The sequence below is a fragment of the Stenotrophomonas sp. GD03930 genome, from assembly GCF_029839665.1.
GTDB lineage: Bacteria > Pseudomonadota > Gammaproteobacteria > Xanthomonadales > Xanthomonadaceae > Stenotrophomonas > Stenotrophomonas forensis.
In genome coordinates, this window is sequence record NZ_JAOCAV010000002.1 from 779,942 (window position 1) to 796,559 (window position 16,618).

At 67.5% G+C, this 16,618-nt stretch carries 15 protein-coding genes; 10 read left to right on the forward strand and 5 right to left on the reverse strand.

The genetic code is table 11. From position 1 onward, the window contains the following. Positions 1-16 precede the first annotated feature (16 nt). The 7 genes from N5C18_RS14240 to N5C18_RS14270 all read left to right on the forward strand — a co-directional run bounded on the left by N5C18_RS14240 (position 17) and on the right by N5C18_RS14270 (position 7,245). On the forward strand, positions 17-901 hold the full coding sequence (locus tag N5C18_RS14240; RefSeq protein ID WP_279944846.1) for an NAD(P)-dependent oxidoreductase: 885 nt from the start codon (positions 17-19) through the stop codon (positions 899-901). 101 nt (positions 902-1,002) lie between these two features. Then, the gene (locus N5C18_RS14245; protein ID WP_053511971.1) at positions 1,003-2,142 is read left to right on the forward strand and encodes an SPFH domain-containing protein; all 1,140 of its coding nucleotides are present in this window, start codon (positions 1,003-1,005) and stop codon (positions 2,140-2,142) included. A 20-nt stretch (positions 2,143-2,162) separates the two neighbouring features. After that, positions 2,163-3,515, forward strand: coding sequence for a TFIIB-type zinc ribbon-containing protein (locus N5C18_RS14250; RefSeq protein WP_279944849.1), 1,353 nt, complete (start codon positions 2,163-2,165; stop codon positions 3,513-3,515). Continuing rightward, complete coding sequence (locus N5C18_RS14255; protein ID WP_053449832.1) at positions 3,512-3,769, forward strand: hypothetical protein; 258 nt, start codon at positions 3,512-3,514, stop codon at positions 3,767-3,769. The genes N5C18_RS14250 and N5C18_RS14255 overlap by 4 nt, the downstream gene beginning before the upstream one ends. 220 nt (positions 3,770-3,989) lie before the next feature. Then, the gene (locus N5C18_RS14260; protein WP_279945047.1) at positions 3,990-4,613 is read left to right on the forward strand and encodes a DNA-3-methyladenine glycosylase; all 624 of its coding nucleotides are present in this window, start codon (positions 3,990-3,992) and stop codon (positions 4,611-4,613) included. Positions 4,614-4,728: 115 nt separating this feature from the next. Next, a complete protein-coding gene (locus N5C18_RS14265; protein WP_345782063.1) occupies positions 4,729-6,438 on the forward strand; it encodes a diguanylate cyclase in 1,710 nt (569 codons plus the stop codon). Between the two features lie 405 nt (positions 6,439-6,843). Continuing rightward, a complete protein-coding gene (locus N5C18_RS14270) occupies positions 6,844-7,245 on the forward strand; it encodes a hypothetical protein (protein ID WP_053449839.1) in 402 nt (133 codons plus the stop codon). Between the two features lie 48 nt (positions 7,246-7,293). Here the strand turns inward: N5C18_RS14270 and N5C18_RS14275 are convergent, their stop codons facing one another. After that, on the reverse strand, positions 7,294-9,237 hold the full coding sequence (locus tag N5C18_RS14275; protein ID WP_279944852.1) for a MacB family efflux pump subunit: 1,944 nt from the start codon (positions 9,235-9,237) through the stop codon (positions 7,294-7,296). Positions 9,238-9,239: 2 nt separating this feature from the next. Then, positions 9,240-10,421 carry an efflux RND transporter periplasmic adaptor subunit gene (locus N5C18_RS14280; protein ID WP_164241031.1) on the reverse strand — a complete coding sequence of 394 codons (1,182 nt, stop codon included), beginning with the start codon at positions 10,419-10,421 and terminating at the stop codon, positions 9,240-9,242. 254 nt (positions 10,422-10,675) lie between these two features. On the opposite strand from N5C18_RS14280, the gene N5C18_RS14285 reads away from it, so the two are divergent. The 3 genes from N5C18_RS14285 to N5C18_RS14295 all read left to right on the forward strand — a co-directional run bounded on the left by N5C18_RS14285 (position 10,676) and on the right by N5C18_RS14295 (position 13,572). Further along, positions 10,676-11,392, forward strand: a complete 717-nt coding sequence (locus tag N5C18_RS14285; protein ID WP_279944853.1) for a response regulator — start codon at positions 10,676-10,678, stop codon at positions 11,390-11,392. A gap of 3 nt (positions 11,393-11,395) precedes the next feature. Then, on the forward strand, positions 11,396-12,472 hold the full coding sequence (locus tag N5C18_RS14290) for an ATP-binding protein (RefSeq protein WP_053511938.1): 1,077 nt from the start codon (positions 11,396-11,398) through the stop codon (positions 12,470-12,472). Positions 12,473-12,651: 179 nt separating this feature from the next. After that, the gene (locus N5C18_RS14295; RefSeq protein WP_279944854.1) at positions 12,652-13,572 is read left to right on the forward strand and encodes an ABC transporter six-transmembrane domain-containing protein; all 921 of its coding nucleotides are present in this window, start codon (positions 12,652-12,654) and stop codon (positions 13,570-13,572) included. Positions 13,573-13,695: 123 nt separating this feature from the next. Here N5C18_RS14295 and N5C18_RS14300 read toward each other — a convergent pair whose 3' ends face one another. The 3 genes from N5C18_RS14300 to N5C18_RS14310 form a co-directional block, all read right to left on the reverse strand. Further along, positions 13,696-14,466: a helix-turn-helix domain-containing protein gene (locus N5C18_RS14300; protein WP_164241028.1), complete on the reverse strand. Its 771-nt coding sequence runs from the start codon at positions 14,464-14,466 to the stop codon at positions 13,696-13,698. Positions 14,467-14,574: 108 nt separating this feature from the next. Next, the gene (locus N5C18_RS14305) at positions 14,575-15,687 is read right to left on the reverse strand and encodes a crosslink repair DNA glycosylase YcaQ family protein (protein ID WP_279944855.1); all 1,113 of its coding nucleotides are present in this window, start codon (positions 15,685-15,687) and stop codon (positions 14,575-14,577) included. Between the two features lie 53 nt (positions 15,688-15,740). Beyond that, positions 15,741-16,325, reverse strand: a complete 585-nt coding sequence (locus tag N5C18_RS14310; protein ID WP_053512063.1) for a TetR/AcrR family transcriptional regulator — start codon at positions 16,323-16,325, stop codon at positions 15,741-15,743. Between the last annotated feature and the right edge of the window lie 293 nt (positions 16,326-16,618).

The following is a 16,618-nucleotide window of genomic DNA, read 5'->3' on the forward strand; positions in this document are numbered from 1 at the left end:
TGCTCTGGAGCCAGCCATGCCTTTGGGATTCATCGGCCTGGGCGTCATGGGAACCCCCATGGCCAGCCATCTGGCGCGGGCGGGCCATGCCGTGCTGGGCTGGTCCCGCTCCGGCCGCAACCACGCCGCCGCGCGTGCCGCAGGCGTCGAGGTCCGTGAGCAGCTGCACGACGTATTCGCAGCCTGCGAAACCCTCATCCTGATGCTGGCCAACGACGACGCCATCGACAGCGTGCTCGATCGACAGGGCAGCGCGTTCGGCGAACGCGTGCGCGGCCGCCTGCTTATCAACATGGGCACCAGTTCGGCGGCGTATTCGCAGGCGCTGGGCGAACAGATCCGTGCCGCGGGTGGCCGTTACGTGGAAGCGCCGGTCTCCGGCTCCCGTGTGCAGGCCGAAGCGGCGCAACTGGTCATCCTGCTGGCCGGCACCGATGCCGATCTCGCTGTGGCGGCACCGCTGCTGGCACCGATGGGCCGGCAGACGGTGTGCTGTGGCAGTGTGCCGTCCGCACTGCGCATGAAGCTGGCGGTGAACCTGTACCTGATCACGCTGGTCACCGGCCTGGCCGAAGCCGTGCACTTCGCCGAAGCCCACGGCATCGAGCTGGAACGCTTCGCGCAGGTGCTCAATGCCGGGCCGATGGCCAGTGAGGTGTCACGGATCAAGCTGGACAAGATGGCCCGTGGTGATTTTGCCGTGCAGGCATCGATCACCGATGTACACAAGAACAGCGCGCTGGTGGCCGCCGCTGCACGCGAGGCAGGCATGCATGCACCGCTGATCGAGGCCAGCGATGCCTTGTTCGCACAGGCAGAGCACGCAGGTCTGGGCGCGTTGGACATGGCCGCCGTGCTGGAGGTGGTCCGCGCCGGGCCGGGCGCTGCCGGCCGGCGCTGACCCGGATTCATCTTCCGGCACTCCTGCCGTCCCCAGCCGCTGCTATATTCAGCCACGCTCGGCAGGCACGGTGCCTGCCCTCGAATCACAGGGAGTTGGACATGGGTCTGGTACAGGCGGTGAAGGGTGCGGTTGGCGGTGTGCTGGCCGACCAGTGGAAGGACTTCTACACCGTGCCCACGGGCCTGCCGTCCACGGCGGCCCTGTTCGCAGCGGTGCCGCGCGGCACCAATGCCGGCCGCGGCTCCAACACCAGCGGCTCGTCCAACATCATCAGCAACGGTTCGAAGATCGTTGTGCCGGAAGGCTACGGCCTGCTGCTGTTCCAGGATGGCGCGATCACCGCGTTCGTCGCCGAGGCGGGCGGCTACGAGTGGCGCTCGGACGATCTGAACTCGCAGTCGATCTTTGCCGGCGACGGCCTGGTCAGCACCTTCATCAAGCAGAGCTGGGAACGCTTCAAGTTCGGCGGCCAGCCGGGCTCGCAGCAGGCCGCCTACTTCGTGTCGCTGAAGGAACTGCCGGACAACCGGTTCGGTACCCAGTCGGAGATCTACTGGGACGACGGCTTCCTCAACACCCAGGTCGGCGCGGTCACCCGTGGCTCGTACACGCTGAAGATCGTCGACCCGATCCTGTTCGTGAAGAACTTCGTGCCGGCCAGCTACCTGCAGCCGGGCCAGGTGTTCGATTTCACCGACCTGGACAACGCCGCCGCCAGCCAGCTGTTCAATGAAGTGGTCGGTTCGCTGGCCCCGGCCTTCAGCCTGTACACGAACGATCCGGGCAAGGGCAACCGCATCACCAAGCTGCAGCAGGATTCGATCGGCTTCGCGCAGAGCCTGTCGGCCGCGGTCGAGCAGGCATATCAGTGGCAGAGCGATCGTGGCCTGGCCATCGTCAAGACCGCCATCGTTTCCATCGAGTACGACGCCAACACCCGTGAACTGCTGAAGACCGTGCAGCGCGCCGATGCGCTGTCCGGCTCGCGCGGCAACTCCAACCTGCAGGCCAGCGTCGCCCAGGGCATCCAGTCGGCCGGCGAGAACGGCGGTGCGGCAGGCCTGGTCGGTGTCGGCATGGCCTCGGGCATGTTCGGTGTCGGCGGCATGCAGCAGCCGGTGACGCCGGCCACGGACGATCCGGTGGCCAAGCTGAAGAAGGCCAAGGAAATGCTCGACCTGGGCCTGATCACCCAGAGCGACTACGACGCCCTGAAGGCCAAGGCACTGGGCCTGTAACGGCAGGACGCACAACGAACATGTCCGATCCCCGAAACGGCCCCCCGCCGCTGCCCGGATCCGCGCCCGCGACGCCGCCGCCCTTGCCGGCGTCGTCGTTGAATGGACCGGGTTCGCCGCAGGACGTCCCTCCCCTGCCCGGCAGCTTCCCGCTGGACACCTCGACGCTGCCACAGGCCATCCGCGATGAAGTGGAAGCGCCGGACCCGGTCGCCATCGACACCTCGGCCAGCGAGCTGAAGGACGGCCTCAACCGCTGCCCGAAGTGCGGCGCCACCGACATCCGGCCCAAGGCCGGCACCGACATCCTGGTCTGCCTGTACTGCCGTCACGAATGGCATGGCGCGCGTGTCGAAGAGGAATTCGGGCTGGGCGAAGCCATCGACCAGCTGCGTGGCACCGTCATCGCCTCCGGCGCGCGTGACATCGACGCCGACACCTCGGCGCTGATGACCTTCAAGTGCACCGGCTGTGGCGCCGAGGTCACGGTCAATACCGAAAGCACGATGACGGCGCGCTGCCACTGGTGCCGCCATGTGTTCGGCGTCAACGAACAGATCAGCAACGGCGCGGTGCCCGATGCCGTCCTTCCCTTCCATATCAGGAAGGACGATGCCGTCGCGCGCATCCGCCAGTTCGTCGACAAGCGCCGGATGTTCGCGCTGAAGGCGTTCAAGCAGGAGTTCACCCCGGAAAACGTGGTGGGCGTGTTCCTGCCCTACATGATCGTCGACGGCAACGTCAGCGCGGCCGTGGCCGGCAAGGGCGAGATCCAGACCCGCCAGTACACGGTGGGCAGCGAGAAGAACAAGCGCACCGTCTATGACGCCGACATCTATCAGATCGAGCGCCAGGTCGACTTCACCGTTGACGATCTGCCGCTGGAATCCTCCGCCGAGCGCGGCAACCTGGATGTCCGCACCAACACCAACAACATCATCAACACCATCCTGCCGTTCGACACCAAGAACGCGGTGAAGTGGAATGCCTCGTATCTGGCGGGCTTCACCTCCGAAAAGCGCAACCTGGACGTGGAGAAGCTGCGGCCACGACTGGAAGACCAGCTGCTGTCCATTGCGCGCTCGCAGGTGGAATCTTCGGTGCGCGGCTACAACCGTGGCGTGCGCTGGGAGCAGGAACAGCTGGAAGTACATGGCACCCGCTGGGTATCGATGTACCTGCCGGTCTGGCTGTACTCGTACCACCAGCCCGGCAAGAACGGCGGCATGCTGCACTACATCGCAGTGAACGGCCGTACCGGCGAAACCATGGGCAGCGTGCCCGTGCAGCAATGGAAGATGCTGCTGGCCGCGTTGACCGCCGGCACGGTCATCGAAGCACTGGCAATCCTCATCCTGATGGCAACCTCATGAGCGACGATAGCGGCCTCTGGCTGTTGGCGGCAGGTCCGGCCGGCGCAACTGCGCTGTACTGGGCGCTGTACCGCTACTACCGCAACAGCGACAAATCGCATTCCTTCGAGCACGAGACCGAGGTCAAGGCACAACCGGTCACCGGCTCCAACCAGAAGGTGGGCCAGGTGCGTGGCACCGAGGCCACGCGCATCGAAGGCGACAACGTGTACCAGTACCGGATACGGGTTGCACGGGTAAAGCCCGATCGGTAGAGCCAGGCCATGCCTGGCTGCGGGGCGTGCCGGCCGCTGGCCGGCACCTGCAATGACCCGGGCACCGCAGGATTGCCGGCCAGCGGCCGGCACTACCCTGCCTCTGCACCGTGCCGTTTGCCTGCCCACCGTTTGAACGGTAGTGCCGGCCGCTGGCCGGCAGCTTCACTGGCAGGCCGTCACACTGCTGGCTTCTCCCGCAGAGCCCGCCCCTGCCGTGCTGGATGGATTGCCCCCGCACTGGAAGATTCTCCCCCGCCGCTTCTACCAGCGCCCGTCCACCGAGGTTGCGCCGGAGCTGCTCAACAAGCTGCTGGTGCGCGACGATGGACGCGCGGCCCGCATCGTCGAGGTCGAAGCCTACGCCGGCAGCGTGGACCCGGCCGCGCATTCCTACCGCGGGCCGACCCCGCGCACCGCCAGCATGTTCGGCGAAGCCGGGCACCTGTACGTCTACTTCACCTACGGCATGCACTGGGGCAGCAATGTGGTGTGTGGCGGGATCGGCGAAGGGGTGGCCGTGCTGCTGCGTGCCGCCGAGCCGCTGGCCGGGCTGGACTACATGCGCGAACTGCGCCCGGCTGCCAGGCGCGACCACGATCTGGCCAGCGGCCCGGGCAAACTCTCCCAGGCGTTCGGGCTGGACCGCCGCTTCGACGGTGCCGATCTGGTCACCGGCAACCAGGGCATCGTCATCGCCAGCGATGGCACCGCGCCCCCGCTCGACCCGGTGGTCGGCCCGCGTATCGGCATCACGCGCGCCGTGGAGTTTCCGTGGCGCTGGCACGTTCGCGACAACCGTCACGTTTCAGTGCGCCCCGCCCGCTCGCCCCGCAAGCGCTGACACCGCTGCCTCACGTTGGCATCACCCGGTCGTGGCGATACATAACGCGGTACGCACTAGCGTAGTGCCTGACAGCCGCCGAAGCCGCCCTCGCCACCCAGCCCTGAAAAGCGCCATGGACGAAGCCGAACGACTGCTTGAACTTGACCGGCTGCACCTGCTGGACACCCCGCCGGAACCCGTGTTTGACGCCATCGTGGCCGCCGCTCGTGCCGCCACCGGCATGACCATGGCGCTGATCTCGGTGGTGGCCGACGAGCGCCAGTGGTTCAAGGCCAACATCGGGCTGGACGGGGTCAGCGAGACCGCACGCGAAATCTCGTTCTGCACGCACACCATCCAGCAGGATGCGCTGTTCGAGATTCCAGACGCCCGCCAGGACCCGCGCTTTGCCAGCAATCCGCTGGTCACCGGCGGCCCTCGCATCCGCCACTACGCCGGCATCTCGCTGGGCTCGGCGCACGGTGCGCGCATCGGCACGCTGTGCCTGCTCGACCCGATGCCCGGCGTGCTGTCGCCGTCGCAGCGCGAACTGATGGTGCACCTGGCCCGGGTCACCACCCAGGTGCTGGAACAGCGCAGCACGCTGATGGCGCAGGTCGGCCAGGCCAAGGCCCTGCACCGCGAGCTGAAGCGCAGCGAGGATTTCCTGGAACGCACCAACCGCGCCGCGCGGGTGGGCGGCTGGGAACTGGACCTGGCCAGCAACGAGGTACGCTGGACCCGCGAGACCAAGCTGATCCACGGCGTGCGCAGCACCTTCGAGCCCACCCTGGAAACCGCACTGTCGTTCTATCGCGAAGACAGCCGCAACATCATCCGCACCGCCGTGCAGCGCTGCATCGACGAAGGCACCTCCTGGGAAGTGCAGCTACCGATGACCACCGCCGACGGCCGCGACATCTGGACGCGCGTCGTCGGCGGCCGGCAGCAGGTCGATGGGCGCCCGCGGCTGGTCGGCGCCATCCAGGACATCACCGAAGAACGCGCCGCACTGGATGCGCTGGAAGCCAGCGAAACCCGCTATCGGCGTTTGTTCCACTACAGCCTCGGGCTGATCTGCACACACACACTGGAAGGCGTGCTGACCTCGGTGAATCCGGCCGCCGTGCAATCGCTGGGCTTCGATGAGAGCTACATGATCGGGCGCAGCCTGTGCGACCTGATGCCACCGGAGAAGCACGCTGCGTTCAAGGCGTACCTAGCACGCATCGCGGTCAACCACACCGATGCCGGCGTGATCGAGCTGATCGCCGCCGATGGCACCCGCCACTTCTGGGCCTATCACAACGTGCTCGACAGCGAGGCCAGCCCGCCCTATGTGCTGGGCCACGCGCAGGACGTCACCGCGCTGCGCATGCAGGAACAACAGCTGCGCGAGATGTCCTTCAAGGACCCGCTCACCCAGAGCTACAACCGCCGCTTCCTGCCACGGCTGGACGAGCTGGCCGACCAGCCGTGGGCCTGCCTGATGTTCGACCTCGATCACTTCAAGCAGATCAACGACACCCAGGGCCATGCGCGCGGCGATACCGTGCTGGTGGAGTTCGCCGCCTTCCTGCGCTCGCCGCTGGGTGCGGCGGAGAACGTGGTGCGGATGGGCGGCGACGAGTTCATGGTGGTGTTGATCACCCCGGACACGGGGCGGCTGGCGGTGCTGGAACAGTGGTATCTGCAACATGCGGCACAGTCGCCGACGCCGTTCTCACTCGGTGCGACGCACCACACGCCTGGCGAATCAGTGGGCGATACCCTGCAGCGTGCCGACAGCCGGTTGTATCGCGAACGCGCACGTGTGCGCAGGCATCCTCGACCGGCTTCCTGACGCGCCACACACGCTACGCTGCATCGCACGCAATGTCGTGATTGGCACGCCTCGATCATTCGCTGCGCGGGTGCATCTAAATTCCAATAATTTCGAACTTTCCAACTATTCTCATTGGCAGCCAAGGCGCTGCATGCAAATCATATCCAGCCACCGACAACGGGTGGCACGGGCTTGCAATCCCGTTTGACTAATGTTGTTTACGCTTGCCTGTCGGCGTCGTCCATTCCCTCTGGATGGCGCCGGCAGGCAATCTGTCCGCGCATCTATGGCGGGCGGTACGTGGGGGCCTCGTGCCCGCCGGAGCTTTGGCAACGTTAGTCGCCGGTATTGCAACCACGCACCGTCCGCCACCCTTGCTGTCAAGCAGGGTGGCTCCTTCGCGTAACGCATAAGGAAACCGCCATGAGCGCCGACCGCTACCCGTACCTGTTCGCCACCCTCGGTGATGTCGCCAGCCAGTTGCCCGACACCCTCGCCGAGCCGCTGGAAACCACCCTCGCCGCCAATCCCGCCGCCAACGGCATCACCCTGCTGGACTGCCTGCAACGCATCCGCGACGTGGAAGCGGCCGACGGCCAGCCCTTGCAGCGCAAGGGGCGCGCACCGGGGCAATGCGTGGCGCTGGCGCGCATCAACCGCGCCAACGCCGGGCTCACCGTGCTGCTGGAGCTGCTGCATGCCAGCGAGCGCGTGCGCGTGGACGGCGAAGAGGCGCAACAGGTGGGCAACGACGTACGCGAGGGCCTGCTGCTGGCCTGCAGGGGCCTGTCGGAATATGTGGACACACAGGTCTACGCGGCCTGAGCGATGGCGCCGGGCACGGCCCGGCGCTACCCACCGTCGCACATGGCGTCATTCCGCCGCCAGCGCCTGGATCGGGTCCAGCTGCGCCGCACTGCGTGCCGGGAAGTAGCCGAAGCCGAGCCCGATCGCCGACGAGCACGCCAGGGCGGTCAGCACCGGCCCCGCAGTGAACAGGAACGGCACGCCCAGCGACAGCAGGCTGGACAGCGCCCCCACCGCGAACGCGAACAACACGCCCAGCACGCCACCGAACAGGCAGATCAGCACCGCCTCGATCAGGAACTGGCGCAGGATGTCGCCCTGGCGTGCGCCCACCGCCAGCCGCACGCCGATCTCGCGCACGCGCTCCTTCACCGACACCAGCATGATGTTCATCACCCCCACCCCACCCACCACCAGCGCCACCGCCGCGATGGCGGAGACCAGCGCGGCCATGGTCTGGCTGGACTTCATCACCGCCTTGCGGATCTGGTCGGCGTTGTAGATGAAGAAATCGCGGCGCCCATGCAGGCGTTGCAGCTCGGCCGCCAGCGAGGCCTCGGCGGCGTTGGTCGGCACGTTGTCGCGCACGCGCACGGTGATGCTCTCCAGGCGCTGGCTGCCCAGCAGCCGCGAGGCGGCCGAGGTGTACGGCACGTAGACCGTGGGCGTTGCGCCGCCGGCAAAGGCATTCGCACCCACCACACCGATCACCTCCACCGGCATGCCGCCCAGCAGCACCGTGCTGCCGATCGGGTTACCGGCGAACAATGCCTTCGCAGCCTTCTGGTCGACCACGCCCACGGCGCGATGCGCGTCCACTTCGTCAGTGGTGAAGAAGCGCCCGGCCTTCAGCCGCAGCCCGCGCACGCGCGGCAGATCCGCGCCTACGCCCAGCACCTGGGTATTGGCGCGACGGCTGCCCTGCAACGCCGCCACCGATCCGCTCAGGTTGGGGCTGACACTGTCCACGTAACTCAAGGCGGCCAGGTGGTCGGCGTCGCCCACCACCAGTGTTTCGATTTCCGCCGAGCGCGGGTCGCCGAAATCGGCGCCGGGGTAGATCTCCAGCGTGCTGGCGCCCAGCTCGTTGATCTGCGACTCGACCTGCGCCTGCGCCCCCTTGCCCAGCGCCACCACGGTCACCACCGCAGCAACGCCGATGATGATGCCTAGCATGGTCAGCAACGTGCGCAGGCGATGGGCCAGCATTGAACGCACGGCCATCCGCGCCGCTTCGCGCACTGCGTCCACCCGTGCGCGGCGTTCGGCACGCGGCGCAGTTTCGTGTTCGGATACACCTGCGGAATCCGCGGCCTGCGTCCTGCGTTCGCCCCGGTCGGCCACCACCCGGCCATCGGCGATCTCGATCACCCGCGCGGCGTTGGCCGCAATCGCGGCGTCGTGCGTCACCAGGATCACCGTATGGCCCTGCGCGTGTAGGCGCTTCAGCTCGGCCATCACCTGCTGGCCACTGGCATGGTCCAGCGCGCCGGTCGGCTCATCGGCCAGCACGATGGCGCCGCCATTCATCAGCGAACGCGCGATGGACACGCGCTGCTGCTGGCCGCCGGACAGCTGGCTTGGCCGGTTCGCGGTGCGCTCGCCCAGGCCCAGTGTTTCCAGCAGCGAGCGTGCACGGGCAGTGCGCGTATCTGCATCCACGCCGGCATACACCGCCGGCAGCGCCACGTTCTCGGTGGCGCTCAGGTTCTCCATCAGGTTGTAGCGCTGGAAGATGAAACCGAAATGCTCGCGGCGCAGCCGCGCCAGCGCATCCGGCGCCATCTGCTCGGTGGCCTCGCCGTTCACCCGGTAGCTGCCCTCGGTCGGCCGGTCGAGGCAGCCGAGAATGTTCATCAGCGTCGATTTTCCCGATCCCGACGGGCCGATGATGGCGATGAACTCACCGGCATCGATGCGCAGCGAGACGTCCTTCAGCACCACCACCTCACCGGCGGCGGAGCGATAGGCGCGCGACACCCCGCGCAGTTCCAGCAGTGCGTCGGCCATGTTCACATTCCCAGCAGGCTGGTCGGCTCGGCGTCGGCGCCGCTGGGCGCCTGGCCGACCACCACGTTTTCGCCCTCGCGCAGGCCGGTCAGGATCTGCACGGTGGTGGCGGTGCGCAGGCCGGTGGTCACTGCACGTTCGCGCACGCGCCCCTTGGCATCAACCACCTGCACGGTGGCGCGCTGGCCCCGTGTGTCGTCCGACTCGGTCAGCGCCGTCAGCGGCACCTGCAACGCATTGGCCACCCGCGCCAGCTGCAGGGTCACCTTCACCGTCATCGATGGCTTCAACGCCAGGCCCGGGTTGGCCACATCGAACAGGCCGGCGTAGTACACCGCCTTCGGCGTCTGTGCAGCGCCGCCCGCACTGCCGGTGGCCGCCTCGGCAATCGAGGACGGCGCGGGTTCAAGCTGCTGCAGGTGGGATTCATAGCGGCGTCCGCTCGGCCCCAGTGTCGAGAACCACAACGGCTGCCCTGGCGCCACCAGTTCCACATCGGCCTCGGCGATCTCGGCGCGCACCGTCATCGTGTCCATCTGCGCCAGCATCACGATGGTCGGCGTGGTCTGCATCGAATTCAGCGTCTGCCCGGCCTTGGTGACAATCGCCACGATGTACCCATCAGTGGGCGAAACGATGCGGGTGTAGCCCAGGTTGATCCGCGCGGTTTCCACCTGGGTCAGCGCCTGGTCGATCTGTGCCTGCAACGCGGCCACGTCGGCACGGGCAGCATCGCGGGCCACCCGTGCGGTTTCAAACCCTTCCTGCGACACCAGCCGCGACGCCACCAGCTGCGACTGCCGCTCGAACACACGGCTGGCCTGCACGTAGCGGGCCTGGCTGGCGGTGTGCTGGGCACGCAGCGTGCTGGTGGCGGCCTCGGCGCTGCGCAGCGCGATGCGCTGTGGTTGTGAATCGACCTCGGCAATCAGGTCGCCGGCCTGCACGCGCTGGCCCAGCACCACATGCAGGCGCTTGACCTGCCCGGACACCTGCGCGCCTACCGCCACCAGCTCCTTGGGATTGACCCGGCCCACCGCCTGCACGGTCTTTTCCAGATCGGCCACCCGGGCCGGCGCGGTGATCAGCGCGGCCTCGTCGCCCTCGGCGAGTACCCACGCGGCGGCGCCGGCAGCCAACGTGGCCGCGGCGGCAACAATGATCCAGATCCTGCGCTTGCTCATCGAAAGGCCCAGCTGCACGCAGTCGCCCGGTGCGACCGCTGAGCCCCCAGTCTGCTGGCCACGTGTGGACGTCTTCTGCAGCCAGCATGGAGATTGCGTGGAGAGGGCGCCGCCGTTCAGGCAGGCGGCCCGCAGCTGAACGGCGCCGCGCGTGTCCATGAAATCTCGACACAATCTCGACCGAGTCTCCATCAACGGCCGCTAGCCTCGTCGGCCTCGCCGACTGGCCGCCACCGCACGCTGCGCATCACGCAATGAAACACGCCCTCCGTACCCGCCAGCCACCGCTGGTGCTGATTGCCGAGGATGAAGGCGAAATCGCCGACATCCTGGGTGCCTACCTCGACCGTTCCGGCCTGCGCAGCACCCGTGCCGCCGACGGCGAGGCCGCCCTCGCCGCACACCGCCAGCTGCGCCCGGACCTGGTGCTGCTGGACGTGCAGATGCCGCGGCTGGATGGCTGGCAGGTGCTGAGCGAACTGCGCCGGCGGGGCAACACCCCGGTGATCATGCTCACTGCACTCGACCAGGACGTGGACAAGCTGACCGGCCTGCGCGTAGGCGCCGACGACTACGTGGCCAAGCCGTTCAATCCGGCCGAGATCGTGGCACGCATCCAGGCCGTGCTGCGCCGCAGTGCCAGGACGGTGACCGAAGAACCCAATGGGCTGATCCGGCAGGGGCCGTTCGAGATCGACCTGCGCAGCCACGAGGTGACCGTGCGCAGCGGCGAGCAGCAGCATGCACTGACCTTCACCCTCACCGAGTTCCGCCTGCTGGTGCACATGGCCCGCGCGCCCCAGCAGGTGCATGCGCGGGTGGACCTGCTGCATGCCTGCCTGCCCGAGGGCGATACCCAGGAACGCACCGTCGACAGTCATGTCAGCAAACTGCGGCGCAAGCTGGAGGACGTGGGCGTGATCGGCATTCCCGCCACCATCCGCGGCGTCGGCTACCGCTTCCTGGACTGAATGATGAACCCCAAAGGCAAGAGCATCGGACGCCAGATCACGCTGTCCATCACGGTCGCCTCGCTGTGTTCGACGGTGCTGTCGATCAGTGGTTTCTACCTGTTCTACTACCTGATGGAGGTGTTCTATCCGCGCTGGTATGACCAGCCGGAAACCATCATGCCGTCCGGCCTGGAATGGCTGTGGATCGGCCTGACCGCCAGCGTGGTCGTCATCTTCGCCACGCTGGTCGCCTCGCGTCTGACCCGGCGCATCATCACCCCGTTGAATTCGGTGGCCGAGAGCCTGCGCCGGGTGGCCAGCGGTGATCTGGACGCGCGTGCGCGCGGCGGTGGCACCACGATGGCCGAAGCGGCCACGCTGGTCAGCGATTTCAACTCGATGGCCGAGCGCCTCAGTCGCATGTCCGAGAACCGGGTGTTCTGGAACGCGGCGATCGCGCACGAACTGCGTACGCCGATGACCATCCTGCGCGGCCGCCTGCAGGGCATCGCCGAAGGCGTGTTCGAACCAGGGCCGGAACAGTTCAACAGCATGCTCACCCAGCTGGAGGGCCTGACCCGCATCATCGAGGACCTGCGCGTGGTCAGCCTGGCCGAGAGCGGCCACCTGGACCTGCGGCTGCAACGCAGCGATGTCAGCGTGCAGGTGGCGGCGGTGGTCGAAGCCATGTCCGAGGCACTCACCGAAAGTGGCTTCTCGGTCACGCTGGAGGCGCGCCCGGCGCTGGCCGACTGTGACCCGGCGCGCATCCGCCAGGCGGTGCTGGCATTGCTGGAAAACGCACGCCGCCATGCCATTCCCTGCCCGCTGCGGGTGCGCGTCATGCTGGCCGAAGGGCATTGCACCGTGGCCGTGGAAGACGGCGGCCCCGGTGTGCCCGACGAACTGCGCGACAGCATCTTCGAAGCGTTCCAGCGCACCGACGTCTCACGTTCACGGCAGAGCGGTGGCTCTGGGCTGGGCTTGGCGGTGGTGCGCGCGATTGCCGTGGCCCATCACGGAACAGCGCGCTGCCGCGCCACCGAGCGTGGCGGTAGTTCATTCGAACTGCGCTGGCCGGTGCACGCACGGCGTTGAAGCTCTGGTAGCGGCCCAGCCTGGCGGGAGCCACGCCAGCCGCTGAACACCGCGGTTTTCTCCACGCGATCTCCATCGTCCCTCCATGCCCGCTCCAAACGGCTGCCGATACTGGGCATGACCGGGGAGATGGCAGGCATCCATCCCCTGCCCTGTCTCCGTCCCCTCCAGGCATCCCGATGAAACACCCCCACGATCCGGCGGCCGCCGCCGGCAGCATCGGCCAGCAGAATGCGGCCGCCACCCTGAAAGCGATACTTCGTACCTACCCCTGGCAGCTCACCGGCACGTTCTCGTTGGTCGCGCTTGAGAACGCGTTGCTGCTGGCCTACCCGCTGTTCGCCGGTTTCGCGGTGGACGCGATCATCCGCGGCGACATCGGCCACGCCATGTCCTATGCCGGCGTGGTGCTGCTGTTCTGGCTGGTCGGTGCCGCCCGCCGTGCGGTGGATACGCGAACCTTCACCCGCATCTATGCCGACCTGGCAGTGAATGTGGTGCAGGCGCAGCGGCGCCTCGGCCAGGCGACCTCCACCTCTGCCGCACGCGTGGTGCTGGCGCGCGAATTCGTCGACTTCTTCGAGAAGCACGTGCCGATCATCGCCACCGCGCTGGTGTCGATGTTCGGCGCCGCCGCGATGCTGCTGGCGATCGAGCCCCTGGTCGGCGCCGCCAGCCTGGTCGCGCTGCTGGGTGCGCTGTTGCTGCTGCCATCGTTCGCGCGCCGCAACGAGCAGCTGCATGGGCGCCTGAACAACCGGCTGGAGCATGAGATCCGATTGGTCGACCGGGTCAGCCCGTCGGTGCTGCGCCGCCACTACACCACGCTGTCGCGGCTGCGCATCCTGTTGTCCGACCGCGAAGCCGGTGCCTTCGTGGTGGTCGGCGCAGCGGCCGCGGTGCTGTTCGCGCTGACCATCGGCCGCCTCGCCACCACCGACGGGGTGACCCCGGGCCATGTGTATGCGGTGATGACCTACCTGTGGACGTTCGTCGGCAGCCTGGATGATGCGCCGTCGATGGTGGACCAGCTGGCGCGATTGAAGGACATCGGCCGTCGGGTCAGCCCGGGCATGGATGATGTGGAGCACGACCGGTAGCTGCCCATCCTGGTTGGCATCGATGCGTCCCAGCGCCAACCAAGGTTGGCGACTACCGCTGTTCCGGTAGCTGCCCACCTTGGTGCGCACCGATGCATTCCGGCGCCAACCGGCCGCCACGCGTCAATCGCCCACGCTCCAGGAGGCCATTGCGGCCAACGCTTCAGGCTGCAGCAGATGCACCTCGCGCTGCTGCAACCGGATCAGGCCCTCATCGCTCAGCCTGCGCAATGCGCGGCTGGCGGTGGCCGGTGCCATGCGCAGATGGTTGGCGATCTCCGAGCGCGCCATCGGCAGCCGGAAGCGGACCGGCGACAGGCCCCGGCGCCGGTAGCGCGCGGACATGTCGAGCAGGAACAGCGCCAGTCGCTCCTCAACCCGGCAGTTGGCCGCCAGCAGCGCGGCCTTGCCGATCTCCCGGCTCAGCAGGGAAAACAGGCGCAGCTGCAGGCGCGGGAAACGCCTCGCCACGTCGGCAAGCGCTGAAAAAGGCATCCGGCACAGATGGACCGTCTCCAGTGCCACTGCGCTGCTGGGATGGCGTGCCCCCTGCGCACCGTTCAAGCCAAGCAACTCGCCCGGCAGCGTGAAGCCCAGAATCTGCTCGCCGCCGTCACGATCATCGACCACCGTCTTCACCGCGCCGGAGCGCACCTCGCAGACGCCCTGGATGGGCTCGCCCATGCGGTGGATGTACTCACCGGCGTGGAACGGGCCCACATGCTCGATCATGCCGCGCAGTTCGGTAATCAGTACCGGGTCGGGCGCCGCGTCCGGATCCGCATCGATGAACGCGCACGGCCGATGCAGGCAGCAGGCCGGTTGCAGCGCGCTCAGCGAGTAAGCGGCCCCGGCAACCATCGACGCCGACGCACCACCCAGTCCGATACCCATGCACACCACCTGCCCACTGCCCGACTACGCTCGACAGTGTCATGGGCAGTGGTACCGCGTTCCATCGTACCCTTACGAGTTGCAGCGCCGCCGGGCGCGAGCCTGTCGCTACAGGAATGCAGCCATGCGCTGCAGCTCGTCGTCCAGCGCGCCACGAAACACCTTGTCGCGGGCCAGCGACCTGCCGGCATAGCCCACGCTCGATGCCAACTCCCCGTCGCGCACGCTGAGATTGGCCCAGCCCACCACCCGGTCGTGCCAGAGTACCGGCAGTGCGTAGTAGCCGTACTGGCGCTTCGGCGCAGGCGTGTAGGCTTCGAACTTGTAGACCCAACCCCACAGCAGCTCGAAGCGACGGCGGTCCCACACCACCGGGTCGAACGGCGCCAGCAGGCGCACCTGTTCGTCCGGCGCATGGCGGCGCGAACGCGGATTCTCATCCGCCGGCCAGTACCAGGTGGTGCCTTCCAGCGTGCAGCTGGCCAGCTGCTGCCTGGCCAGCGCCAGTGCCTTGCGGGTCTGCTCGGCCAGATGTGGTGCACCATAGCCCAGCAGGCGCACCAGGTAGGTCAGGCTGGCCGAGGGCAGCGGCGCGTACTTGCGTACCACCAGGTCGATCAGGGCAGCGGCGCGTTCAATCTGCGCCTGTTCACTGGCATCGGCTTCGGCGTGGTCGGCCACCGCATAGATGCGCGTGCCGCTGTCACGCCGCTGCACGCGCAGCAGGCCGCGGTAGTGCATGCCATCCAGCAGATGGGTGCTGGCATTGCTGGTGCCGCCCCAGTAGTTGGTCACCCGGCCGTGCGCGAAGGCCTGATCGACCTCACGCGGGTGCACGCTGCCACGCTCGCGCACGAAGGCCAGCACGTCCGCCGCGCGGCGCTGGGTTTCGGCGTCCCACGCGCGCCTGGACACGCGCGGATGCATCAGCGCCAGGTGCTCGCGCGGCAGGAAGCCATAGTTCACCAGGCAATCCTCCTCCACCGGCAGGCGCGCATAGCGCCGCTCCAGATCCCCTGCGCGATAGTCCTTCACCCGATGGCGCAGGGTCAGATCCTGCGCGCGTGCCGGCGCACGGATCGGGTCGGCCTGCACGAAGCCGAGGCGGCGGATCGCAGCCAGCAGCGTGGTGGGTTTGAACAGCGTGCGCGCCACCGCGTAGCGGCGCAGATCATCGAGGGTGGGGGTGGCAGGCATGGTCGCATTGTAGATCCACGTCATGCGTGGATGGGGCCGTGGCGAACCGTGTAACTGCATCCACGCGTGGCGTTGATCTAGCGAAGCTGCAGCACCTCCAGCGAGCCGATCACCAGCGCACGCATGCCCTGCCTGAACTCGGTGATCACCTGCCCCTCTTCGTCATCGGCAATCGCGTAGATCGTGTCTGCACCGGCAATGCAGTAGAACGCAATCGTGGCCAGCAGCCAGCGCGCCTTGTCCAGCGGCAGGCCGAACACTTCGGCCACATGCGCCTGGTGCGAGGCGATCTTGTCCAGCATCGGCGCGGTCGCCACCGCGCGTCGCAGCAGGTACGGCGGCAGCCCGGGGTGGGCCTTCACCACCTGGCACAGCGATGCCACGAAACCCATCAGATAGGCCTCCAGCCCACCCGGCGCGTCGGCCGAGGCGCGCGGGATCTGCCAGCGCTGGAACACGGTATCGGCCACCAGCCGCTTCAGCGCCTCCAGGTTGGCCACGCGTTTGTAGAGCGCGGCCTGGCTCACCGCCAGTTCGGCGGCCACGTTGGCCATGGTCAGGTTCGGCAGGCCCAGCTTGATGCCGATGTCGGCCAGGCGATCGGGGGTGATGGTGGGCGGGCGGCCACGGGCCGGCGCCGGGATCTCGGTGTGCATGTTCATACCGTAGTGAGCGTGCCAGCAAATGGACCCTCTTGTCCGCACCCTGCAATTTAGTTTAATTTACTCAACTAATTCGGAATGCGTCTGGTTCGCAACCACGATGCACACCGGAATCGAGCCCGTCGCTCACTTCCCGCCAGGTTCCCACCCAGCCGACAACCCTGCGCTGCGCCCTCTCCCCGTGCTTGCCGATGGCAGCGCGCCAGGCGCGTTCGCACCTGCGATTCACAGGAATCTGGCATGACCGTGCAGTTCGTTCGCTCTTCGATCCTTCGTCCGGCCGGGGGTGGTTC